The following is an 18,362-nucleotide window of genomic DNA, read 5'->3' as shown; positions in this document are numbered from 1 at the left end:
CCCATGAGCATCACACCGGAGCAGACCGCCTGGTTCCAGGAGACGTTCGCGACGCTCGTCGACAACGTCGAGAAGGTCGTCCTCGGCAAGCGGCACGTCATCGAGCTCGCGTTCACCGCGATGGTCTCCGAGGGGCACCTGCTGCTGGAGGACTACCCCGGCACCGGCAAGACCTCGCTCGCCCGCGCCATGGGGCAGACCGTGCAGGGCACGAGCAGCCGCATCCAGTTCACCCCCGACCTGCTGCCCGGCGATGTCACCGGCATCACGGTCTACGACCAGAGCCGCGGCGAGTTCGAGTTCCACCAGGGCCCGATCTTCGCCAACGTCGTGCTCGCCGACGAGATCAACCGCGCCTCGCCCAAGACGCAGTCCGCGCTGCTGGAGGTCATGGAAGAGGGCCAGGTCACCGTCGACGGCGTCAGCCGCCGGGTGGGTGTGCCCTTCCTCGTCGTCGCGACGCAGAACCCCGTCGAGCAGGCGGGCACCTACCGGCTGCCGGAGGCGCAGCTCGACCGCTTCCTGATGAAGACGACGCTCGGGTATCCCGACCACGCGGCAACGGTGCGCATCCTCGAGGGCGCTGCCGAGACCCGCCGCGAGGTCTCCCCCGTCATCACCCCCCAGGGCGTCGTGAGCATGGCCGACATCGCGCGCGGGGTCTACCTCGACGCGCTCGTCCTCGACTACATCGCCCGTCTGATCGAGGCCACCCGCCTCGCCACCGAAGTGCGCCTCGGGGTGAGCGTCCGCGGCGCGATCGCGCTGACGAAGGCGGCGAAGACCTGGGCGATCGCCCACGGTCGCAGCTACGTCACGCCCGACGACGTGAAGGCCCTCGCCGAGCCGGTGCTCGCGCACCGGCTGATCCTCGACCCCGAGGCCGAGTTCGACGGCGTGACGGCCGGCGCCGTCATCGGGCAGGTGCTCCTCGACACGGTGCCGCCCAGCCAGAGAGAGACCGTGTGAGCTTCGACACCGAGTCCCGCCTCACCCGCACCTCCTTCTCGGAGGGCACGGGTTTCGCGCGCACGCGGTTCGGCACGACCGGCCGCACCACCGTGCTCGCGGTGCGCGGCGTGCAATCGTGGCGGCGTCTGCGACGCGCAGCCACGGCCACGGCGCGATGGATCTCCGAGACGGTCACGGTGGCCGGGTGGCTCATGGTCATCACCGCTGTCGTCGGGCTCGGTGTCGGACTGCCGCTCGGTCTCATGGAGCTCGCCGCCGCCGGTGTGGCCGCCCTCGTGCTCCTCGCACTGTCGGTGCCCTTCCTCTTCAGCGCACGCGCCTACCAGGTCGACCTGCAGCTCGAGCACGACCGGGTCGTCGCCGGAACGCAGGTCGAGGGGACGCTCGTCGTGACCAACGTCGGCACAGCGCCCGCCCTCCCCGGTCGCATCGACGTCCCGGTGGGCGACGGCATCGTCGATGTGCACGTTCCCCTGCTGCGCCACGGACACACCCACACCGAACAGGTCGTGGTGCCGACGCACCGGCGCGGCATCATCACGGTCGGCCCCGCTCGCACCGTGCGGGGCGACCCCCTCGGCATCCTCAAGCGGGAGGGGACGTGGGACGACGTGCACACGCTCTACATCCACCCCGTCACCACCACGCTGCGCAGCACCACGACCGGCTACATCCGCGATCTCGAGGGCAGCGCGTCGCGCACCGTCGTCGACGCGGACTTCTCCTTCCATGCCATCCGGCCGTATGTCGCCGGTGACTCGCAGCGCCAGATCCACTGGAAGTCGACGGCGAAGACCGGCACCCTCATGGTGCGCCAGTACGAGGAGACCCGGCGCAGTCGTATGGTCATCGCCCTTGCGGTCGGTGACGACGAGTACGCCTCCGACGACGAGTTCGAGCTCGCCGTCAGCGCCGCCGCCTCACTCGGCATCCGCGGCATCCGCGACGGCCGCGATGTCGACGTCGTCGTCGGCGGCGAGGTGCCCGAGTTCGCACGCCGGCGCATCCGCACCATCCGCGAGCTCACCACCATCACGACTCGCACGCTGCTCGACGACCTCGCCGGGCTCGACCGCATCGAGCACGTCAGCCCCCTGCGCGATGCCGCGTCGCTCGCTGCGGAGAGTCACCCCGACGTCTCGATCGCGTTCCTCGTCTGCGGCTCGACCCTCACCGCCGCGCAGCTGCAGTCCGCCGCGCTGGCGTTTCCCGCCGACGTGGGCGTCATCGCGGTGACCTGTGCGCTCGAGGCCGAACCCGGCTTCCGAACCCTCGGAGCGATGTCGGTGCTCTCCATCGGGCTTCTCGACGACCTCCGTCAGCTGCTGTCGCGGGCGGCGCAGTCGTGAGCGCCCCGGCACGGCGCGACCTGCGGGCTCGACGCACCCCCCGAACCGCGTGGCGATTCCTCATCGCGCAAGCCGCGGTCCTCCTGCTCGTGATCTCCGTGGGCGCTCTCGCGGCCTGGCCGATCTATCGCAGCGCCGCGTTCGTCATCGTCGTCGTCGCCGCGATGCTCGCGGGGACGGCCCTCGCAGCAGCCGGCCTGCGCTGGCGCCTGAACGGCTGGTGGCTCGCGCTCGCGACGATCGCGACGTACGTCGTCCTCGGCCTCCCGCTCGCGGCCCCCGGCTCGCTCGGCTCGGTGTCTCAGGCCCTTCAGGGACTGCGGGGAGTCGTGACGGCCCCGGTCACCGGATGGAAGGACCTGCTGACGCTCGAGCTGCCGCTCGGCAGCTACCAGGCGACACTCGCACCGGCCTTTCTGGTCTTCCTCGCTGCGACGGTGCTCGCCCTCTCGATCGCGTGGCGGGGCGGACGATGGTGGCCGCTGGCCGTCGTCACGACACTCCTCCCGACCGTCTTCGGAATCGCCTTCGGCGCCACCGCACCGATGCCGGGCCTGAGCGTCGGGCCGGTGTCGCTGAGCCGGGAGGCGCTGGTCGGAATGGCCGCGCTCGTGATGGCTCTCGTCGCGATCGTGTGGCGCACCACGGCGGATCGCCGACGCGCGATAGCGGCCGCGACGGCCGCGACGGGGGTACGGAGCGGAAACCGCCCCATCCGAGGGCTCGCCGGCCGCGCCGCGACCGCGGCGGGAATGGTCGCCGTCGGGCTGGTCGCGGCGTCCGTCGTCGCGCCGTGGGCGCTCGCCGGCACCTCGCGCGACGTTCTGCGAGCCGAGGTCGACCCGCGACTCGAGATCGCCGCCGAGCTGAGCCCCCTCGGGCAGTACCGCACCTGGTTCGGCGACGACCGGTTCGACCAGACGATGTTCCGTGTGGCCGCGCCGGCGGGTGTCGACCGCGTGCGCCTGGCCACGCTGCCGTACTACGACGGCCGGTCGGCCCGGGTCGTCGACCCCGCCGCGGCGCCGGGTGACGCGCGCTCCTCCTTCACCCGGGTCCCGTCGGCGCTGCCTGCCGACCCCGGTTCCGCGGCCGGTGCGGGGCGCATCGTCATCGAGGGATGGAACGAGGTCTGGATGCCGACGCTCGGCGCCGTCACCTCGGTCGACTTCGACGGATCGGATGCCGCAACCCTCGCCGACGGCTTCTACTACAACGCCGAGACGGCCGCGGGCGTCCAGCTGGCCCCGCCGGGGCTCGCGCCCGGGGCGGAGTACCGACAGGGCACCGCGTATCGCGAGGATCCGCCGACTCTCGGCTCGCTCGAGCCGGCACGATCGGGTCCGACGCTCAGCGAGGATGTCGTGCCCGAGACTCTCGTGCGGTGGGTGGACGAGCACGCGAGCGGGTCCGGAGGCGCCGGCCTCGAACAGCTCGTGGAGCTGCTGCGCGCGCGGGGCTTCCTCAGCCATGCGCTCACGATCGATCCGGCGGCACCGCCGGCGTGGACTGCCGAGCTGGGCGACTACGCGTTCCAGCCGAGCCGGGCCGGGCACTCCACCGATCGCATCGACCAGCTCTTCGCGGATCTCCTCGCGCGCGAGGACGAGGTGGGCGGTGACGACGACGCGGCGCTGGTCGCCGCGGTCGGCGACGACGAGCAGTTCGCCGTGGCGGCGATGATGATCGCCGATCGGCTCGGCTTCGACGCCCGGATCGTCGTGGGCGCGCGGCTGGATTCGACCGACGACACGCTCACGACCTGTGACGAGGGGGTCTGCGCGGCAGGCGACGTCTCGGCCTGGCTGGAGGTACGCGGCGTCGGCCCCGAGTGGGTTGCCGTCGACGTCACTCCCCAGCACGCGGTGTTCCCCTCTCCCGATACGCAGCAGCGGCAGGACCCGAAGATCCCGACCGACGTGCGACAGGAGCAGGCCGAGACGGTGCAGCCCGCCGACGCCAATCCGAGCGACGGCGGGCGGAGTCCGAACGACGATTCCGCAACCTCGCAGGACCTCACCGCCCTGTGGACGGCGCTTCGCATCGGCGGGGTCTCGCTGCTCGTCCTGCTGCTGCTCTTCGGACCGTTCGCGCTCATCGTGCTGGTCAAGCTTGCGCGGCGCCGCGGTCGCCGCACGAGCACCGACCCGGTCGCGCGATTCACCGGCGGCTGGCAGGAGTTCGTCGATTCCGCGGTCGACCACGGTCTCCCCGGCCCCGGCTCACGGACGCGGCACGAGCTCGTCACGGCGTACGGCGGTTCGGCCGCAGCAGCCGAGCTGGCGTCGCTCGCGGACCGTTCCGTGTTCGATGTCGCACCGCCCGATGAGGACGACGCCGATCGCTTCTGGCGGATCGTCGAGTCGGAGCGCTCGCGGCTCGACGAGGGGCTGAGCTTCTGGGCTCGGCTGCGCGCGCGGGTGTCGCTGCGTTCGCTGATGCGACGGGAACGTCGCATCAGCCGTGCGCAACGACTGCCGCGCAGCCGACGGGATCGATAAGGTGGCACGCGGCACGCGCGGGATGCACCGCGCTCGAGGGCAGGAGAACAGGTGAAGGCACACGGCTTCACGATCGACGCTGCGACGACCGTCATGGCGCTCGGCGGTGGGAACGGCGGGCCCTCGGGCGCGTTCGCGGCGCTCGGAGTCGTCCAGGTGGTGCTCGGCATCGGCATTTATGTGTGGACCGCGCTCGCGCTGACGGCGGTGTTCCGCAAGACCGGTGTCGATCCCTGGCGGGCGTGGGTCCCGGTGCTCAACTTCTGGGAGCTCTACGTCCTCGCCGGAATGCGCGGCTGGTGGGCGGCGGTGCTGGCAGGCGGTGCCGTGCTGGTCACGATCATCTCGGGGGTCGTCGCCGGGGTTTTCGCCGGGATCGCCCTCAACGCCGGCTTCGGCGGCGACGCCGGAAGCGCCGCCGGCGCCCTGGCTGCCGCGGCGGTCGTGCCCGCTCTCATCTGGCTGGGCTTCCTCGCCTTCGCGCTGGTGATCCAGATCCGGATGCTGCGCTCCCTGTGCCGCGGGTTCGGCCTGGGCACGGGGTTCGTCGTGCTGGGCGCCCTGCTCTTCCCGGTATGGGCGAGCGTCGTCGGGTGGGGTTCCGCCCGGTGGCTCGGCCGCGAGGCGCCCGCCGAGCCGGCGCCCTTCCGCAATCCCCCGACGGATGCCGGTGTCCCCTCCGCCCCGGTCACGGCCGCTCTCGCGTCGCCCGCGCCGGCCGCGCCACCGGCACCGCCGCTCTTCGCTCCCGCGAGCGCCGCGCCGTCGAACGCCGCGCCCGGCGTGCCGACGCCCGCCGCCCCCGCAGCCGAGCCGATCAGCGCGAGCCCCTGGGCTCCGCCGCCTCCGCCCGCCGGGCCCGGCGTTGCGGATCCGGCCCCCCAGTCGTGGTCCGCTCCGACGGCTTCGCCTTCGCCGGCACCGCAGCCGGTTGCGCCACCGGTCGTGCAGGCCGCGCCGGTGGCCGCGCCCGTCGACGATGAGGCGGATGTCGATGAGCGCACCGTGCTCGCGGCCCGCCGCGGACCGCAGGCCACGCTCCGTCTGCCGAACGGGTCGTCCGTCGCGCTCTCCGCTGCGGCCGTCGTCCTCGGCCGGAACCCCGTCGCCCCCGACGCAGCGCCCGACGCGCAGATCATCGCGATCGACGATGTCACCCGCACGGTGTCGAAGACGCACGCGCTGTTGCAGCACACCGGTACGGTCTGGACGATCACCGACCTGGCGTCCACCAACGGCGTCTTCGTCGGTCCCGACGATGTCGAGGCTTCCGGGCCTACGCCGGTATCGGGCGTCTTCCACTTGGGCGACGCCGAGCTCCAGCTCACCGAGGCCTGATGACCACCGCCACTCCTCCGATCGACGTCCATGTGACCAGCGGCAGCCGCACCGACACGGGGCGCCGCCGGTCGGTGAACGAGGACGCTCTGCTGGCCGAGTACCCCGTGTTCGTCGTGGCCGACGGCATGGGCGGACATGATGCCGGCGATCGCGCATCTGCCGCGGTCATCGAGGTGTTCCGGCCGCTCGTGGGCCGCGACGACCTGCGCCCGGAGGAGGTCGCCGACGCTGTCGAACGGGCCCATTCCGCGGTGTCCGTCGTCGCCGCCGGAACCTCCCGCGGTGCGGGCTCGACCCTGTCCGGCGTCGTCGCTGTGCAGCAGGGCGGGGTGCGGCGCTGGCTCATCGTCAACGTCGGCGACTCGCGCGTCTACCGTCTGCTCGCCGAGCGCCTCGAGCAGTTGACGATCGACCATTCGGTCGCGCAGGAGCTCGTGGATGCCGGGCAGCTGACCCGTGATCAGATGTCGACGTACGAGGGCCGGAACGTCATCACCCGAGCGATCGGCGGCGAGCGCAGCCGCGCCGATTTCTGGCTCATCCCGATCGTCACCGGTGAGCGCATCGTCGTCTGCTCCGACGGGCTCACCGGAGAGCTCTCCGACGAGGCTCTTCGCGCGGGGCTCATGATGGGCGGCTCCCCCGCGCAGACCGCGGAGTCCCTCGTCACGCAGGCCTTGGCTCACGGCGGCCGCGACAACATCAGCACGATCGTCCTGGACGTCGTCGCCGGCGGCATCAGTCCTCGGCTCGAGGACACGACCGGCGGCTTCATGAACAGCGAGTCCGTCACCGCGACGGTCGAGGTCGCCACGGCGCGCTCTCGACGCCGCCGAGCGGACCATGGCTGAGCTGCGCCGTCGGTCCCGCCCGCCGGTCTCGGTCCCTGCGGCCATCGACGGCCGAAACCCCGACCGAGTGCTGTCGTCGAGCGACCGCGCGGACGTTCACCTGTACCGGGATGCCGCCGGCAGGAAGCCGGTAGCGGTCAAGGTCTTCCGCCATCCGCTCGGAGAGCGCGAGCGCACGGCGTTCGCCGCAGCCGCCGCGCGCTTGATCGCCCTGACGACGCATCCGAGCGCGGCGACGGTGCACTCCGCTGACACGACCGACGACGGCAGACCGTACCTCGTGATGGAGTACTGCTCGCGCGCTGCCCTCGCCGAGACCGCCTCGCGGCGTCCGATGAGCGTGCCCGAGACCCTCCGGCTGCTCGTCCGCCTCTGCGGCGCTGTCGAGACCGCCCACAGGAGCGGAATCGCCCACGGCCGCATCCGTATCGAGAACGTTCTGACGACCGATTACGGTTGGCCCGCCATCATCGGCTTCGACAGTGACGATCTGCTTCTTCGCGACGGGCATGACCTGTCGCCTCGTGCGCGAGCCACCGATGTGCACGGCCTCGCCGCGGCGGCCACCGAGCTCTTGACGGGGCGCCCCGTGGCCGACACGGCATCGCCGCTCGAGGGGGTCGACTCGGTTCCTGCCGAACTGGAGACGCTCGTCCTCGCGACCCTCGAGTCGACGGAGGCGGGGCGAGGTCCGTCTGCCGCCGAGTTCGGCCTCGAGCTGCAGCGCATCGAGTCGGACTGTCACCTCCCGGTCACGCACCTCGACGTCCGTGAGCCGGTCGAAGAAGAAGCTGCGGCTGCGGCGGACGCTGCGCCCGACGAGGACGAGCGGACCGTGCTGTCGACGCGGCACTCTCCCGCAGACGAGCACACCGTGCTGGCGAGTCGGCGCCGACCCGAAGGCGACGACGACGCCCCCGACCACACCGTGCTCGCCGACCGGCGCCGCGGCCCGGTCGACGACTCCGACGAGCGCACCGTACTGGCGGCGCGGCGCTCCAACCCCGAAGACCGCACCGCTCTGGCCGTCCGTCACGCCGCCGAGGCTGACGACCGCACCGTCCTGTCGGCCCGGAGCAGCGACCCCGACGACGATCACACGCGTCTGGTGTCGCGGTCCCTCCCCGGCGTGCAGGGATCCCGGCCGCCGCAGGACCTCCCCCTGGCTGGTCCCGACAGCGAGCCGACGGCCCTCGTGCGGCGAGCGCTGCGCGATGACGTGGTGCGCGGCCGCGTCGACACCGAGCGTCTCGCGGTCGGGCCGGATGCCGACGGCGAGCGCTACCGGGCCCGGGCGCCGCGCGAGGTCCCGGAGGTCGCGCGCGTCCGCGTGGAGGCGCCCGTCCGCCAGCCCGCGGCGACCGCCGCGAAGCGCCGCGGGAACGGCACGGTCATCGCGGTCGTCGGGGCCGGGGTCATCCTCCTCGGCGCCGCCGCGACGGCCATCGTGATGATCATCGGAGGAGGAGCATGACAGCCATCGAGCACGACACCGACGAGCACGACCGCGAGGAGGTGGGCGCCGCCGCCGGCGAGACCGCCGAGAGCGTCGCGATCGAGTTCTGCGGCGAGTGGTTCCGTCCGGTCGCGGGGACCACCTACGCGATCGGCCGCGACGCCGACCTCGTCATCGACACCAACCCGTACCTGCACCGTCGGCTGCTCGCCATCGATGCCGAGCACGGTCTGTGGTGGCTGTCGAACATCGGACAATCGATCTCCGTCAGTCTCGCCACTCCCGACGGCGCCTATCAGGCCGTACTCGGCCCGGGAGCGCGGGTTCCCCTGGTCTTCCCCGCTCTCGTGGTCATGTTCACGGCCGGCGCGTACACCTACGAGCTGACGGTCCACACCGACGGGTCGCGATTCACCGTCCGTGACAGCTTCCCCCGCACGACGGATGACCACGTCGGCACGACGACCGTGGGCGCCGTCGCGCTGACCTCCAGCCAGCGTCTGCTGCTGCTGGCCTTGTGCGAGCCGATCCTCCGGGGAGGCATGGTCGGCTCGAGCCAGGTGCCGACGTCGGCTGCGGCGGCGGAGCGTCTCGGCTGGCCGCTGACGACGTTCAACCGCAAGCTCGACAACGTCTGCGACAAGCTCGACCGTGAGGGCGTGCGCGGCCTCCGCGGCGGCGTGGGCAAGCTGGCCACCAATCGGCGGGCGCGACTCGTCGAGCACGCGGTGCTCTCACGCCTCGTGACCGCCGCAGATCTGCCACTGCTCGACGAGATCCGCAGCGAACAGGCTTGAACCGCGCCGCAGCGCCGTACGATGGAGGGCTGTGTCCTCGCCCGCCCCTGTGATCTCCTTCCCGCCTGAGCTGCCCGTCAGCGGGGCACGGGAAGAGATCGCGCGCGCCATCCGAGACCACCAGGTCGTGATCGTCGCGGGTGCCACCGGGTCGGGCAAGACCACTCAGCTGCCGAAGATCTGTCTCGAGCTCGGACGCACGAGCATCGCCCACACTCAGCCGCGCCGGATCGCCGCGCGGACGGTGGCCGAGCGCATCGCCGCCGAGATGGAGGTGCCCCTCGGCGGCGCCGTCGGCTACAAGGTCCGGTTCACCGATCAGGTCTCCGCCGACACGCAAGTGGCACTGGTCACCGACGGCATCCTGCTCAACGAGATCCACCGCGACCGGATGCTGCGCCGGTACGACACGATCATCATCGACGAAGCGCACGAGCGTTCGCTCAACATCGACTTCCTTCTCGGCTATCTGCGCCGCATCCTCCCCCGCCGCCCCGACCTGAAGGTCATCGTCACCTCGGCGACGATCGATCCGGAGAGCTTCGCGGCGCATTTCGCCGACGCCCAAGGCGCCCCCGCGCCGATCATCGAGGTCTCGGGGCGCACCTACCCCGTCGAGGTGCGGTACCGGCCGCACGACGACAACGGCGAGGACGAGACGACCGCAGACGATGTCGACGGGCTCATCGCGGCGCTGCGCGAACTCGACCGCGAGCCCGACGGCGATGTGCTCGTCTTCCTCCCCGGCGAGGCGGAGATCCGCGACGCGATGGACGCCGCGCGCTCCGCGTACGCGAAGGATGCCCGCCCCACCGAGGTGCTCCCTCTGTACGGGCGGCTCTCCGCCGCGGAACAGCACCGCGTCTTCGAGCCCTCGCGGGTCGCCGGAGTCCGGCGCCGGGTCATCCTCGCGACCAACGTCGCCGAGACGAGCCTCACCGTCCCCGGCATCCGCTACGTCGTCGACGCCGGAACGGCGCGCATCTCGCGCTACAGCAACCGGTCGAAGATCCAGCGGCTGCCGATCGAGGCCGTGTCGCAGGCCTCCGCGCAGCAGCGCGCCGGGCGTGCCGGCCGAACCTCGGCGGGTATCGCGATCCGCCTCTACGCCGAGGACGATTTCATCTCGCGGCCCGAGTTCACCGAGCCGGAGATCCTGCGGACATCGCTCGCGTCGGTGGTGCTGCAGATGCTCGCGCTCGGGTTCGGCGACATCGCCGACTTCCCGTTCCTGACCCCGCCCGACTCCCGCGGTGTGAAGGCGGCCTTCGATCTGCTCGTGGAGCTGCGGGCGGTGCGCCGCGACGAGAAGGGCGCCTGGCGCCTGACGGACACCGGCCGCGAGATCTCGCGTCTTCCGATCGATCCGCGTTTCGCGCGCATGCTCGTCGAGGCACGCACGCTCGGCGTGACGCGCGACGTCCTCGCGATCGTGGCGGGCATGTCGATTCAGGACGTGCGGGAGCGCCCCGAAGAGCGGCGCGAGGAAGCCGACCGGCTGCATGCCCGGTTCACCGATCCGACGAGCGACTTCCTGACGCTGCTCAACCTGTGGAACCACCTGCAGGACCAGCAGCGCGAGCTCGGTTCCAGCGCGTTCCGCCGCACCTGCCGCGCAGAACACCTGAACTACGTCCGCGTGCGGGAATGGTTCGACGTCCACCGCCAGCTGAGCGCGCTCGCCCGCGGAGACCGCGACCGCGGGAAGCGCGGACGCGACGAGCCCATCGCGACGACGGGCGCCGCGCAGCCCGACCATGTGCACCGTGCGATCCTGGCCGGTCTCCTCTCGCAGATCGGCATTCTCGACACCCGGAGCACCTCGGCCACGCGGACCGCGGCCGGTCGAAGCGGCGGCGGCAAGCCCCAGCGCCCCCGTGCCGAGTACCGCGGCGCCCGCGGCGCGAAGTTCGCGATCTTCCCCGGCTCGGGTCTGCGCAAGGCGTCACCGGACGCCGTGATGGCCGCTGAGCTCGTCGAGACCTCGCGCCTGTACGCCCGCACGGTGGCGGCGATCGACCCCGCTTGGGCCGAAGAACTCGCCGGAGATCTGGCGCACCGCTCGATGAGCGATCCGCATTGGTCGAAGGATGCCGGAGCCGCCGTCGCCGCCGAGAAGGTCACCCTCTTCGGGGTCGAGATCGTGCCGCGCCGGCGAGTGCAGCTGGCCGGGCGCGACCGTGAGCTCGCCCGCGAGCTGTTCCTCCGGCACGCGCTGGTCGAGGGCGACTGGAACTCCGCGCACCTCGACAAGCGCCTGACGGCGTTCGAGCGCCGCAACCTCGAGCTGCGGCGACGCCTCGAGAAGATCGAGGAACGCGAACGGCGTCGCGACATCCTCGTGGGCGACGAAGCGGTGTTCGCGTTCTACGACGCCCGCATCCCGCGCGACGTGTTCGATGTCCGATCCTTCGAAGCGTGGTGGCGCGACGCCGCCGCTCGCACGCCGCGTCTGCTCGACATGACCGAGAGCGACCTCGCCGGAGATGCCGCGGGAAGCGACGAGCGCGCCTTCCCCGCCCGCTGGCGCCAGGGCGATCAGGTGCTGTCGCTCGCGTACCGCTTCGAACCCGGCGCGCCCGACGACGGCGTCAGCGTGGTCGTCCCCCTCGCGCTGCTCGCCTCGCTCCGCCCGGACGGGTTCGACTGGCAGGTGCCGGGGCTGCGCGACGAGTTGATCGCGGGCCTCCTGCGTGCTCTCCCCAAGGCGATCCGCCGGCACGTCGTGCCCGCCGCGGACTGGGCTTCCCGGTTCGCCGAGGAACTCGCCGGCGATGGGCCCGAGTCGCGGAACGGCCTGCCCGCCCTGACGCTGCGCGACGCGCTCGCTGCGCGCATCCAGCGGGTCGCGAATCAGCCGGTCACGTCATCGGACTTCGACCTCGAACGCGTGCCGGCGCACCTGTCGATGTCTTTCCGCGCCGTCGACGAGCGCGGGCGCCCGCTCGGCTCGTCGCGCGACCTCGCCGAGCTGCAGCAGCGACTCGCGAACCGCAGCCGGGCCTCCGTCGCCCGCTCCCTCGCGAAGGCCGCCCCGCGTCCCGGCGCGCAGCCCGCCGCAGCGTCACCGGCCGCGCCGACGGGTGCCGGACCGGAAGGCAACCAGCGGACCGGGATCGTCGAGCAGACCGGCCTGACCGACTGGACCTTCGGCGATCTTCCCGAGCTCGTCGACACCAGGGTCGCCGGCGGCGTCGTGCGGGGGTATCCCGCCCTCGTCGACGAGGGAGCATCCGTCGCCCTGCGCATCGAGGCGACCCCCGAGCGGGCCCATCGCCTGACCCGCGCGGGCGTCAGGCGACTCGTCCTGCTCTCCGTCCCCTCTCCGGCCACGTACGTCCTCGACCACCTCACTGCGCCCGAGAAGCTCGCGCTCGCGGCATCCCCGTACGCGTCGGCGAAGGCACTCATCGAGGATGCGCGTGTCGCTGTCGCGGATGCTGTCATCGACCGCACGGCGACATCCGTCCGCACGCCGGCGCAGTTCCAGGCGGTGCGCGCCGCGTTCTCGGCGGCCGTGGTCGAGGAGCTGTTCCAGACCGTCTCGCTGAGCGCGCGGATCCTCACCCTTCAGCGCGACGTCGAGCGGGCGATCCGCAAGGAGAACTCGATGGTCCTGCTCGCCGCTCTCGGCGACGTGAAGCAGCAACTGGCCGGCCTGGTGTTCCCCGGCTTCCTGTCGAGGACCGGCACGTCCCGGCTCGCGCACCTGCCGCGGTACCTCCAGGGCGCTCTCGAACGGGTGTCGTCCCTGAGCGACAACCCCGGACGCGACCGGCAGCGCCTCACCGAGTACGAGCGCGCCGCGACGCTGTTCACCGAAGCAGGCGGGACGATCCCACCAGCGGACGACGCTCCGCCGAACCTGCGACACGCGCGCTGGCTGCTGGAGGAGTACCGCGTCAGCCTCTTCGCACAGCGTCTCGGCACCGCCGAGCCCGTGTCGATCCAGCGGATCACCAAGACGCTGGCCGGCAAGGGCTGATCAGTCGGTAGCGTGGCCCCATGGCTCACGCAGTGACGTATTCCGAGTTCGGCGGACCCGAGGTCCTCTCCCTCAGCGACATCGAGGTGCCCGCTCCGGGCCCCGGCCAGGTGTGTGTACGCGTGACAGCGGCCGGTGTGAACCCGATCGACCACAAGCTGCGGGCGGGCCTGCGGCCGTCGGCCACGATCTCGAAGCCGCGGCGCGTCGGTAATGACGGCGCCGGCGTTGTCACGGCGGTCGGCGCGGATGTCGACGGCTTCCGTGTCGGGGACGAGGTCGTGGTCTTCGGGGCGAGCGGCGTCTATGCGACCGACATCGTCGTCACGCCCGACAAGCTGACGCCGCTCCCCGCCGGGGTCTCCCCCGCGGTCGGCGCCGCTCTCGGCATCCCCGTGGCGACGGCGTATCAGTCGCTGCGCTCGCTCGACGTCGGACCCGCCGACACCCTGCTGCTGCACGGCGGCAGCGGCTCGGTCGGTCAGGCGGCGATCCAGTTCGCCCGGCTGAGGGGAGCTGCTGTCATCGCCACGGCGAGCGAGGCCCGCTCGGACCGTGTCCGCGACCTCGGCGCAACGCCCGTCGGGTACGGCGACGGCCTCGCCGACCGTGTCCGCGCGGCCGCCCCGCAGGGGGTGACCGTGGCCCTCGACTGCGCCGGCACCGACGAAGCGCTCGACGTCTCGCTCGAGCTGGTCGCCGACCGCTCCCGCATCGCGACGATCGTGCGCGGAGCGGATGCCGCGGGGCTCGGCATCCGCGCGTTCTCCGGGGGAAGCCCCGAGCCGCTCACCGAGCAGCAGGTGGCCTGGCGGGCGGAGGCGATCCCGGTGGCCGCGGCGCTGCTCGCCGCCGGCGCCTTCCGCGTCGAGCTCGGACCCGAACTGCCCCTCGCCGAGGCCGCAGAGGCGCACCGTCTCGTCGCCGCACACACTCCGGGCAAGATCACGCTCCTGCCCTGACCGGCAGCTCCCCCGACCACAGCGAAGCGGCGCCCGCACCGGCGATCCTCGGAAGGATGCCGGCGCGGGCGCCGCTTCGCTCAGGCGCGGGTCGTCAGTTGCCCGAGCGCCGCTTGTTGTAGACGTCGAAGGCGACGGCCAGCAGCAGCACGAGACCCTTCACGGCCTGCTGCCACTCGATGCCGATGCCCATGATCGACATGCCGTTGTTCAGCACACCGATGATCAGACCACCGATGATCGCGCCGCCGATGGTGCCGACACCACCCTGCACCGCCGCACCGCCGATGAAGGCCGCGGAGATCGCCTCGAGCTCGAATCCGTCACCGGCCTTGGGCCCGGCGAGGTTCAGTCGGGCGGTGAAGATGAGACCGGCGAGAGCGGCGAGCACCCCCATGTTGACGAACAGCCAGAAGTCCGCGCGGCGCGTCTTGATGCCCGAGAGCTCGGCCGCGTGGCGGTTGCCGCCGATCGCGTAGATGTGACGGCCGAACACGGTGCGGTTCATGACGATGCCGTACACCAGCACCAGCACCGCGAGCACGATCAGGGTGACGGGGATGCCCTTGTACGAGGCGAGGGCCCACGTGAACCACCCGATGACGACCGCGATGAGCGCGAGCTTCGCGACGAACCAGACGAGCGGCTCGACGTCCTGCGAGTACTTCTGGCGTCCGGCGCGGGTCCGCCACTGCTGCACGATCAGCGCGACGATGCCGAGCGCACCGATGACGAGGGTGAACAGGTCGGGATCGGATTCGCCGAAGATGCCCGCCAGGAAGCCGTTGCCGAGCGCTCGGTACTCGGTGGGGAACGAGCCGATGTTCGCGTTGCCCAGCACCACGAGCGCGAGCCCGCGGAAGATGAGCATGCCCGCCAATGTCACGATGAACGCGGGTATGCCGACGTAGGCCACCCAGAAGCCCTGCCAGGCTCCCACGAGCGCGCCGATCAGGAGGGACAGGACGATGGCGAGCCACCACGGCATCCCCATCTTGACCGCGAACACACCGGACACGGCGCCGATGAAGGCTGCGACCGATCCGACGGAGAGGTCGATGTGGCCGGCGATGATGATCATCACCATGCCGATCGCCAGCACCAGGATGTAACCGTTCTGGACGACCAGGTTCGACAGGTTCTGCGGGCGCAGCAGGATGCCGTTGGTGAGGATGGCGAAGAGGGCGACCACCGCGATCAGCGCGATGAAGATACCGTTCTTGCCGAGGTCGGCGAGGATGTGTCCGAGCCACCGCGTGAAGCGGTTCTCGTTCGGGTTGATCCCGCCGCCGGCGGCGGTTTCGGGAGCGATCGTGTTCTGAGACATTCGAGGATCTCCTGCGGCCCCGCTCAGCGGGGCTTCTCCATGGTCATGAGTTTGAGGACCGACTCGGGGGTCGCGTCGGCGATGGGCAGCTCACCGGTGATGCGCCCCTCGGAGAGGGCGTACACACGGTCGGAGATGCCGAGCAGTTCGGGCAGCTCGGACGAGATCACGATGATCCCCTTCCCCGCTGCGGCGAGCTTGTTGATGATCGTGTAGATCTCGTACTTCGCCCCCACGTCGATGCCGCGCGTGGGCTCGTCGAGGATGAGCACCTCAGGGTCGGAGTAGATCCACTTCGACAGCACGACCTTCTGCTGGTTGCCGCCCGAGAGCTTCCCGGTCTTGGCGAGGACGGTCGGCGCCTTGATGTTCATGCTCTTGCGGTACTGGTTCGCGACGGAGAACTCCTCGTTGTCGTCGACCAGACCCGCCTTCTCGAGCTTCTTCAGCGACGCCATCGAGATGTTGCGCTTGATGTCCTCGATGAGGTTCAGCCCGTAGGTCTTGCGATCCTCGGTGGCGTACGCGAGCCCGTTGGCGATGGCCTCCGAGACGGTGCGCGTGCGGATCTCCTTGCCGCGCATGAACACCTTGCCCGAGATGCGGGTGCCGTAGCTGTGGCCGAACAGGCTCATCGCGAACTCGGTACGTCCGGCGCCCATGAGCCCGGCGATGCCGACGATCTCGCCCGCACGGACCGTCACCGAAACGTCGTCGACGACGACGCGGGTGGGGTCCTGCGGGTGGTGCGCGGTCCAGTTCTCGACCCGCAGCAGCTCGTCGCCGATCTGCGGCTCGTGATCGGGATAGCGGTGCTCGAGGTCGCGCCCCACCATGTCCTTGATGATGCGGTCCTCGGTGACGTCGTTCTTCGAGATCGTCTCGATCGTCTTGCCGTCGCGGATGACCGTGACGGTGTCGGCGACCTTCTTGATCTCGTTCAGCTTGTGGCTGATGATGATCGACGTGATGCCCTGCTCGCGCAGGCTCAGGATCAGATCGAGCAGGTGGTCGGAGTCCTCGTCGTTGAGCGCGGCGGTCGGCTCGTCGAGGATCAGCAGCTTGACCTCCTTCGACAGGGCCTTGGCGATCTCGACGAGCTGCTGCTTGCCGACGCCGATCTGGTTGACCTTCGTCGTCGGGTTCTCCTTGAGCCCGACGCGACGCAGCAGCTCGGCCGCGGCGAAGTTGGTCTTGTTCCAGTCGATGAGGCCGCCGGCGCCCTTCCGCTCGTTGTTCAGGAAGATGTTCTCGGCGATCGACAGGTACGGGCTGAGCGCCAGCTCCTGGTGGATGATGACGATCCCGCGCGCCTCGCTGTCGCGCAGATTCTTGAACTCGACGGTGTCGCCCGCGTAGACGATCTCGCCGTCGTAGGTGCCGTGCGGGTAGACCCCGGACAGCACCTTCATGAGGGTCGACTTCCCCGCGCCGTTCTCACCGCAGATCGCATGGATCTCGCCGCGCTGGACGGCGAGATTGACATTCGAGAGCGCCTTGACGCCGGGGAAGGTCTTGGTGATCCCGCGCATCTCGAGGATGGTTTCGCTCACGTCTCCGACTTCCTTGTGGGGGTGGATGATTTCTCGGGTGCGGCGGCGGGAGCGGTTCGCTCCCGCCGCCGTTCCGAGGATGGGCGGATGCCGCGGCTCAGAGACCGAGCTCTTCGGCGGTCCAGTAACCGGTGTCGACGAGCGACGACTCCACGTTGTCCTTCACGACGGGAACCGGCGCCAGCAGGAAGGAGGGCACGACCTTGACGTCGTTGTCGTACGTCTCGGTGTCGTTGACCTCGGGCTCCTCGCCCTTCAGGGCAGCGGCGGCCATGTCCGCCGCGACCTTGGCGAGCTCGCGGGTGTCCTTGAAGATGGTCGCGTACTGCTCACCGGCGAGGATCGCCTTGACCGAGTCGACCTCGGCGTCCTGGCCCGAGATGATCGGCCACTCGGCGCCGGTGGAGTATCCCGCGCCCTCGAGCGCGGAGATGATGCCTCGCGAGATGCCGTCGTAGGGCGAGAGGACGGCGTCGACCTGCGTGCCGTCGGAGTAGTTGGCCGTCAGGATGTCCTCCATGCGGCTCTGGGCGGTCTCGCCGTCCCAGCGCAGCGTTGCGGCCTGCTCGATGTCGGTCTGACCCGACTTGACCACGAGGGTGCCGTCGTCGATCAGCGGCTCGAGGACCTCCATCGCGCCGTCCCAGAAGAAGAACGCGTTGTTGTCGTCGAGCGAGCCGGCGAACAGCTCGATGTTGAAGGGACCGGCCGGCGCGCCGTCGAGCGGCTTGCCCTCGAGGTCGGTCAGCCCGAGGCCGTTCAGGACCGTCCAGGCCTGCTGACGACCGACGAGCGCGTTGTCGAACGTCGCGTAGTAATCGACGTTCTCGGTGCCCTTGATCAGTCGGTCGTAGGCGATGACGGGGATCTCCGCGTCGGCGGCGTTCTGCAGCGCCTCGGTCAGTGTCGTGCCGTCGATCGAGGCCACGATGAGCGCCTCGGCACCCTTGGTGATCATGTTCTCGATCTGCGAGACCTGGGTCGGGATGTCGTCCTCGGCGTACTGGAGGTCGACCTGGTATCCCTGGTCCTCCAGAGCCTTCTTGACGGCGTTGCCGTCCTGGATCCAGCGCTCCGAGCTCTTGGTGGGCATCGCGACGCCGATGAGGCCGCCGTCTCCGCCGCCCTCACCGCCGCCGGCGCCGCCGCCGGTGCTGGAGCATGCCGAGAGCGCCAGGGCGCCGACGGCGAGCGTCGCTGCTGCGTACAGGAACTTCTTGTTCACTGTGTGTCCTTTCCAGTGACTTCACTGTCTTGCGGGAAATGGT

12 protein-coding genes are annotated in these 18,362 nt (G+C 70.8%); 9 read left to right on the top strand and 3 right to left on the bottom strand.

Annotation, left to right across the window (positions count from 1 at the left end; translation table 11 throughout):
• The first annotated feature begins 3 nt into the window (after positions 1-3).
• Genes ABIC53_RS03685 through ABIC53_RS03645 form a run of 9 tightly spaced genes read left to right on the top strand, consistent with a single transcriptional unit; the run spans position 4 to position 14,214 of the window.
• Positions 4-969 carry an AAA family ATPase gene (locus ABIC53_RS03685; protein WP_269266048.1) on the top strand — a complete coding sequence of 322 codons (966 nt, stop codon included), beginning with the start codon at positions 4-6 and terminating at the stop codon, positions 967-969.
• A complete protein-coding gene (locus ABIC53_RS03680; RefSeq protein WP_269266047.1) occupies positions 966-2,321 on the top strand; it encodes a DUF58 domain-containing protein in 1,356 nt (451 codons plus the stop codon). The genes ABIC53_RS03685 and ABIC53_RS03680 overlap by 4 nt, the downstream gene beginning before the upstream one ends.
• Positions 2,318-4,822 (top strand): transglutaminase domain-containing protein, encoded by a 2,505-nt coding sequence (locus ABIC53_RS03675; RefSeq protein ID WP_354450476.1) that lies wholly within the window; start codon positions 2,318-2,320, stop codon positions 4,820-4,822. Before ABIC53_RS03680 ends, ABIC53_RS03675 begins: the two co-directional genes overlap by 4 nt.
• 51 nt (positions 4,823-4,873) lie before the next feature.
• The gene (locus ABIC53_RS03670; protein WP_354450474.1) at positions 4,874-6,160 is read left to right on the top strand and encodes an FHA domain-containing protein; all 1,287 of its coding nucleotides are present in this window, start codon (positions 4,874-4,876) and stop codon (positions 6,158-6,160) included.
• The gene (locus ABIC53_RS03665; RefSeq protein WP_269266044.1) at positions 6,160-7,014 is read left to right on the top strand and encodes a PP2C family protein-serine/threonine phosphatase; all 855 of its coding nucleotides are present in this window, start codon (positions 6,160-6,162) and stop codon (positions 7,012-7,014) included. The genes ABIC53_RS03670 and ABIC53_RS03665 overlap by 1 nt, the downstream gene beginning before the upstream one ends.
• On the top strand, positions 7,007-8,488 hold the full coding sequence (locus tag ABIC53_RS03660; protein ID WP_354450472.1) for a protein kinase: 1,482 nt from the start codon (positions 7,007-7,009) through the stop codon (positions 8,486-8,488). The genes ABIC53_RS03665 and ABIC53_RS03660 overlap by 8 nt, the downstream gene beginning before the upstream one ends.
• Positions 8,485-9,267 (top strand): hypothetical protein, encoded by a 783-nt coding sequence (locus ABIC53_RS03655; protein ID WP_323985843.1) that lies wholly within the window; start codon positions 8,485-8,487, stop codon positions 9,265-9,267. The genes ABIC53_RS03660 and ABIC53_RS03655 overlap by 4 nt, the downstream gene beginning before the upstream one ends.
• A gap of 31 nt (positions 9,268-9,298) precedes the next feature.
• Positions 9,299-13,252 (top strand): ATP-dependent RNA helicase HrpA, encoded by a 3,954-nt coding sequence (hrpA, locus tag ABIC53_RS03650; RefSeq protein WP_354450470.1) that lies wholly within the window; start codon positions 9,299-9,301, stop codon positions 13,250-13,252.
• A gap of 20 nt (positions 13,253-13,272) precedes the next feature.
• A complete protein-coding gene (locus tag ABIC53_RS03645; RefSeq protein ID WP_354450468.1) occupies positions 13,273-14,214 on the top strand; it encodes a quinone oxidoreductase family protein in 942 nt (313 codons plus the stop codon).
• Between the two features lie 94 nt (positions 14,215-14,308).
• Here ABIC53_RS03645 and mmsB read toward each other — a convergent pair whose 3' ends face one another.
• The 3 genes from mmsB to chvE form a co-directional block, all read right to left on the bottom strand.
• A complete protein-coding gene (gene mmsB / locus ABIC53_RS03640; protein WP_094261340.1) occupies positions 14,309-15,541 on the bottom strand; it encodes a multiple monosaccharide ABC transporter permease in 1,233 nt (410 codons plus the stop codon).
• Positions 15,542-15,564: 23 nt separating this feature from the next.
• On the bottom strand, positions 15,565-17,094 hold the full coding sequence (gene mmsA, locus ABIC53_RS03635; RefSeq protein ID WP_112617952.1) for a multiple monosaccharide ABC transporter ATP-binding protein: 1,530 nt from the start codon (positions 17,092-17,094) through the stop codon (positions 15,565-15,567).
• 97 nt (positions 17,095-17,191) lie between these two features.
• Positions 17,192-18,319, bottom strand: a complete 1,128-nt coding sequence (gene chvE, locus ABIC53_RS03630; protein ID WP_181574275.1) for a multiple monosaccharide ABC transporter substrate-binding protein — start codon at positions 18,317-18,319, stop codon at positions 17,192-17,194.
• Positions 18,320-18,362 lie beyond the last annotated feature (43 nt).

This window comes from Microbacterium sp. 1262 (assembly GCF_040544895.1).
GTDB lineage: Bacteria > Actinomycetota > Actinomycetes > Actinomycetales > Microbacteriaceae > Microbacterium > Microbacterium plantarum.
This window is presented reverse-complemented; position numbering and strand designations above follow the sequence as displayed.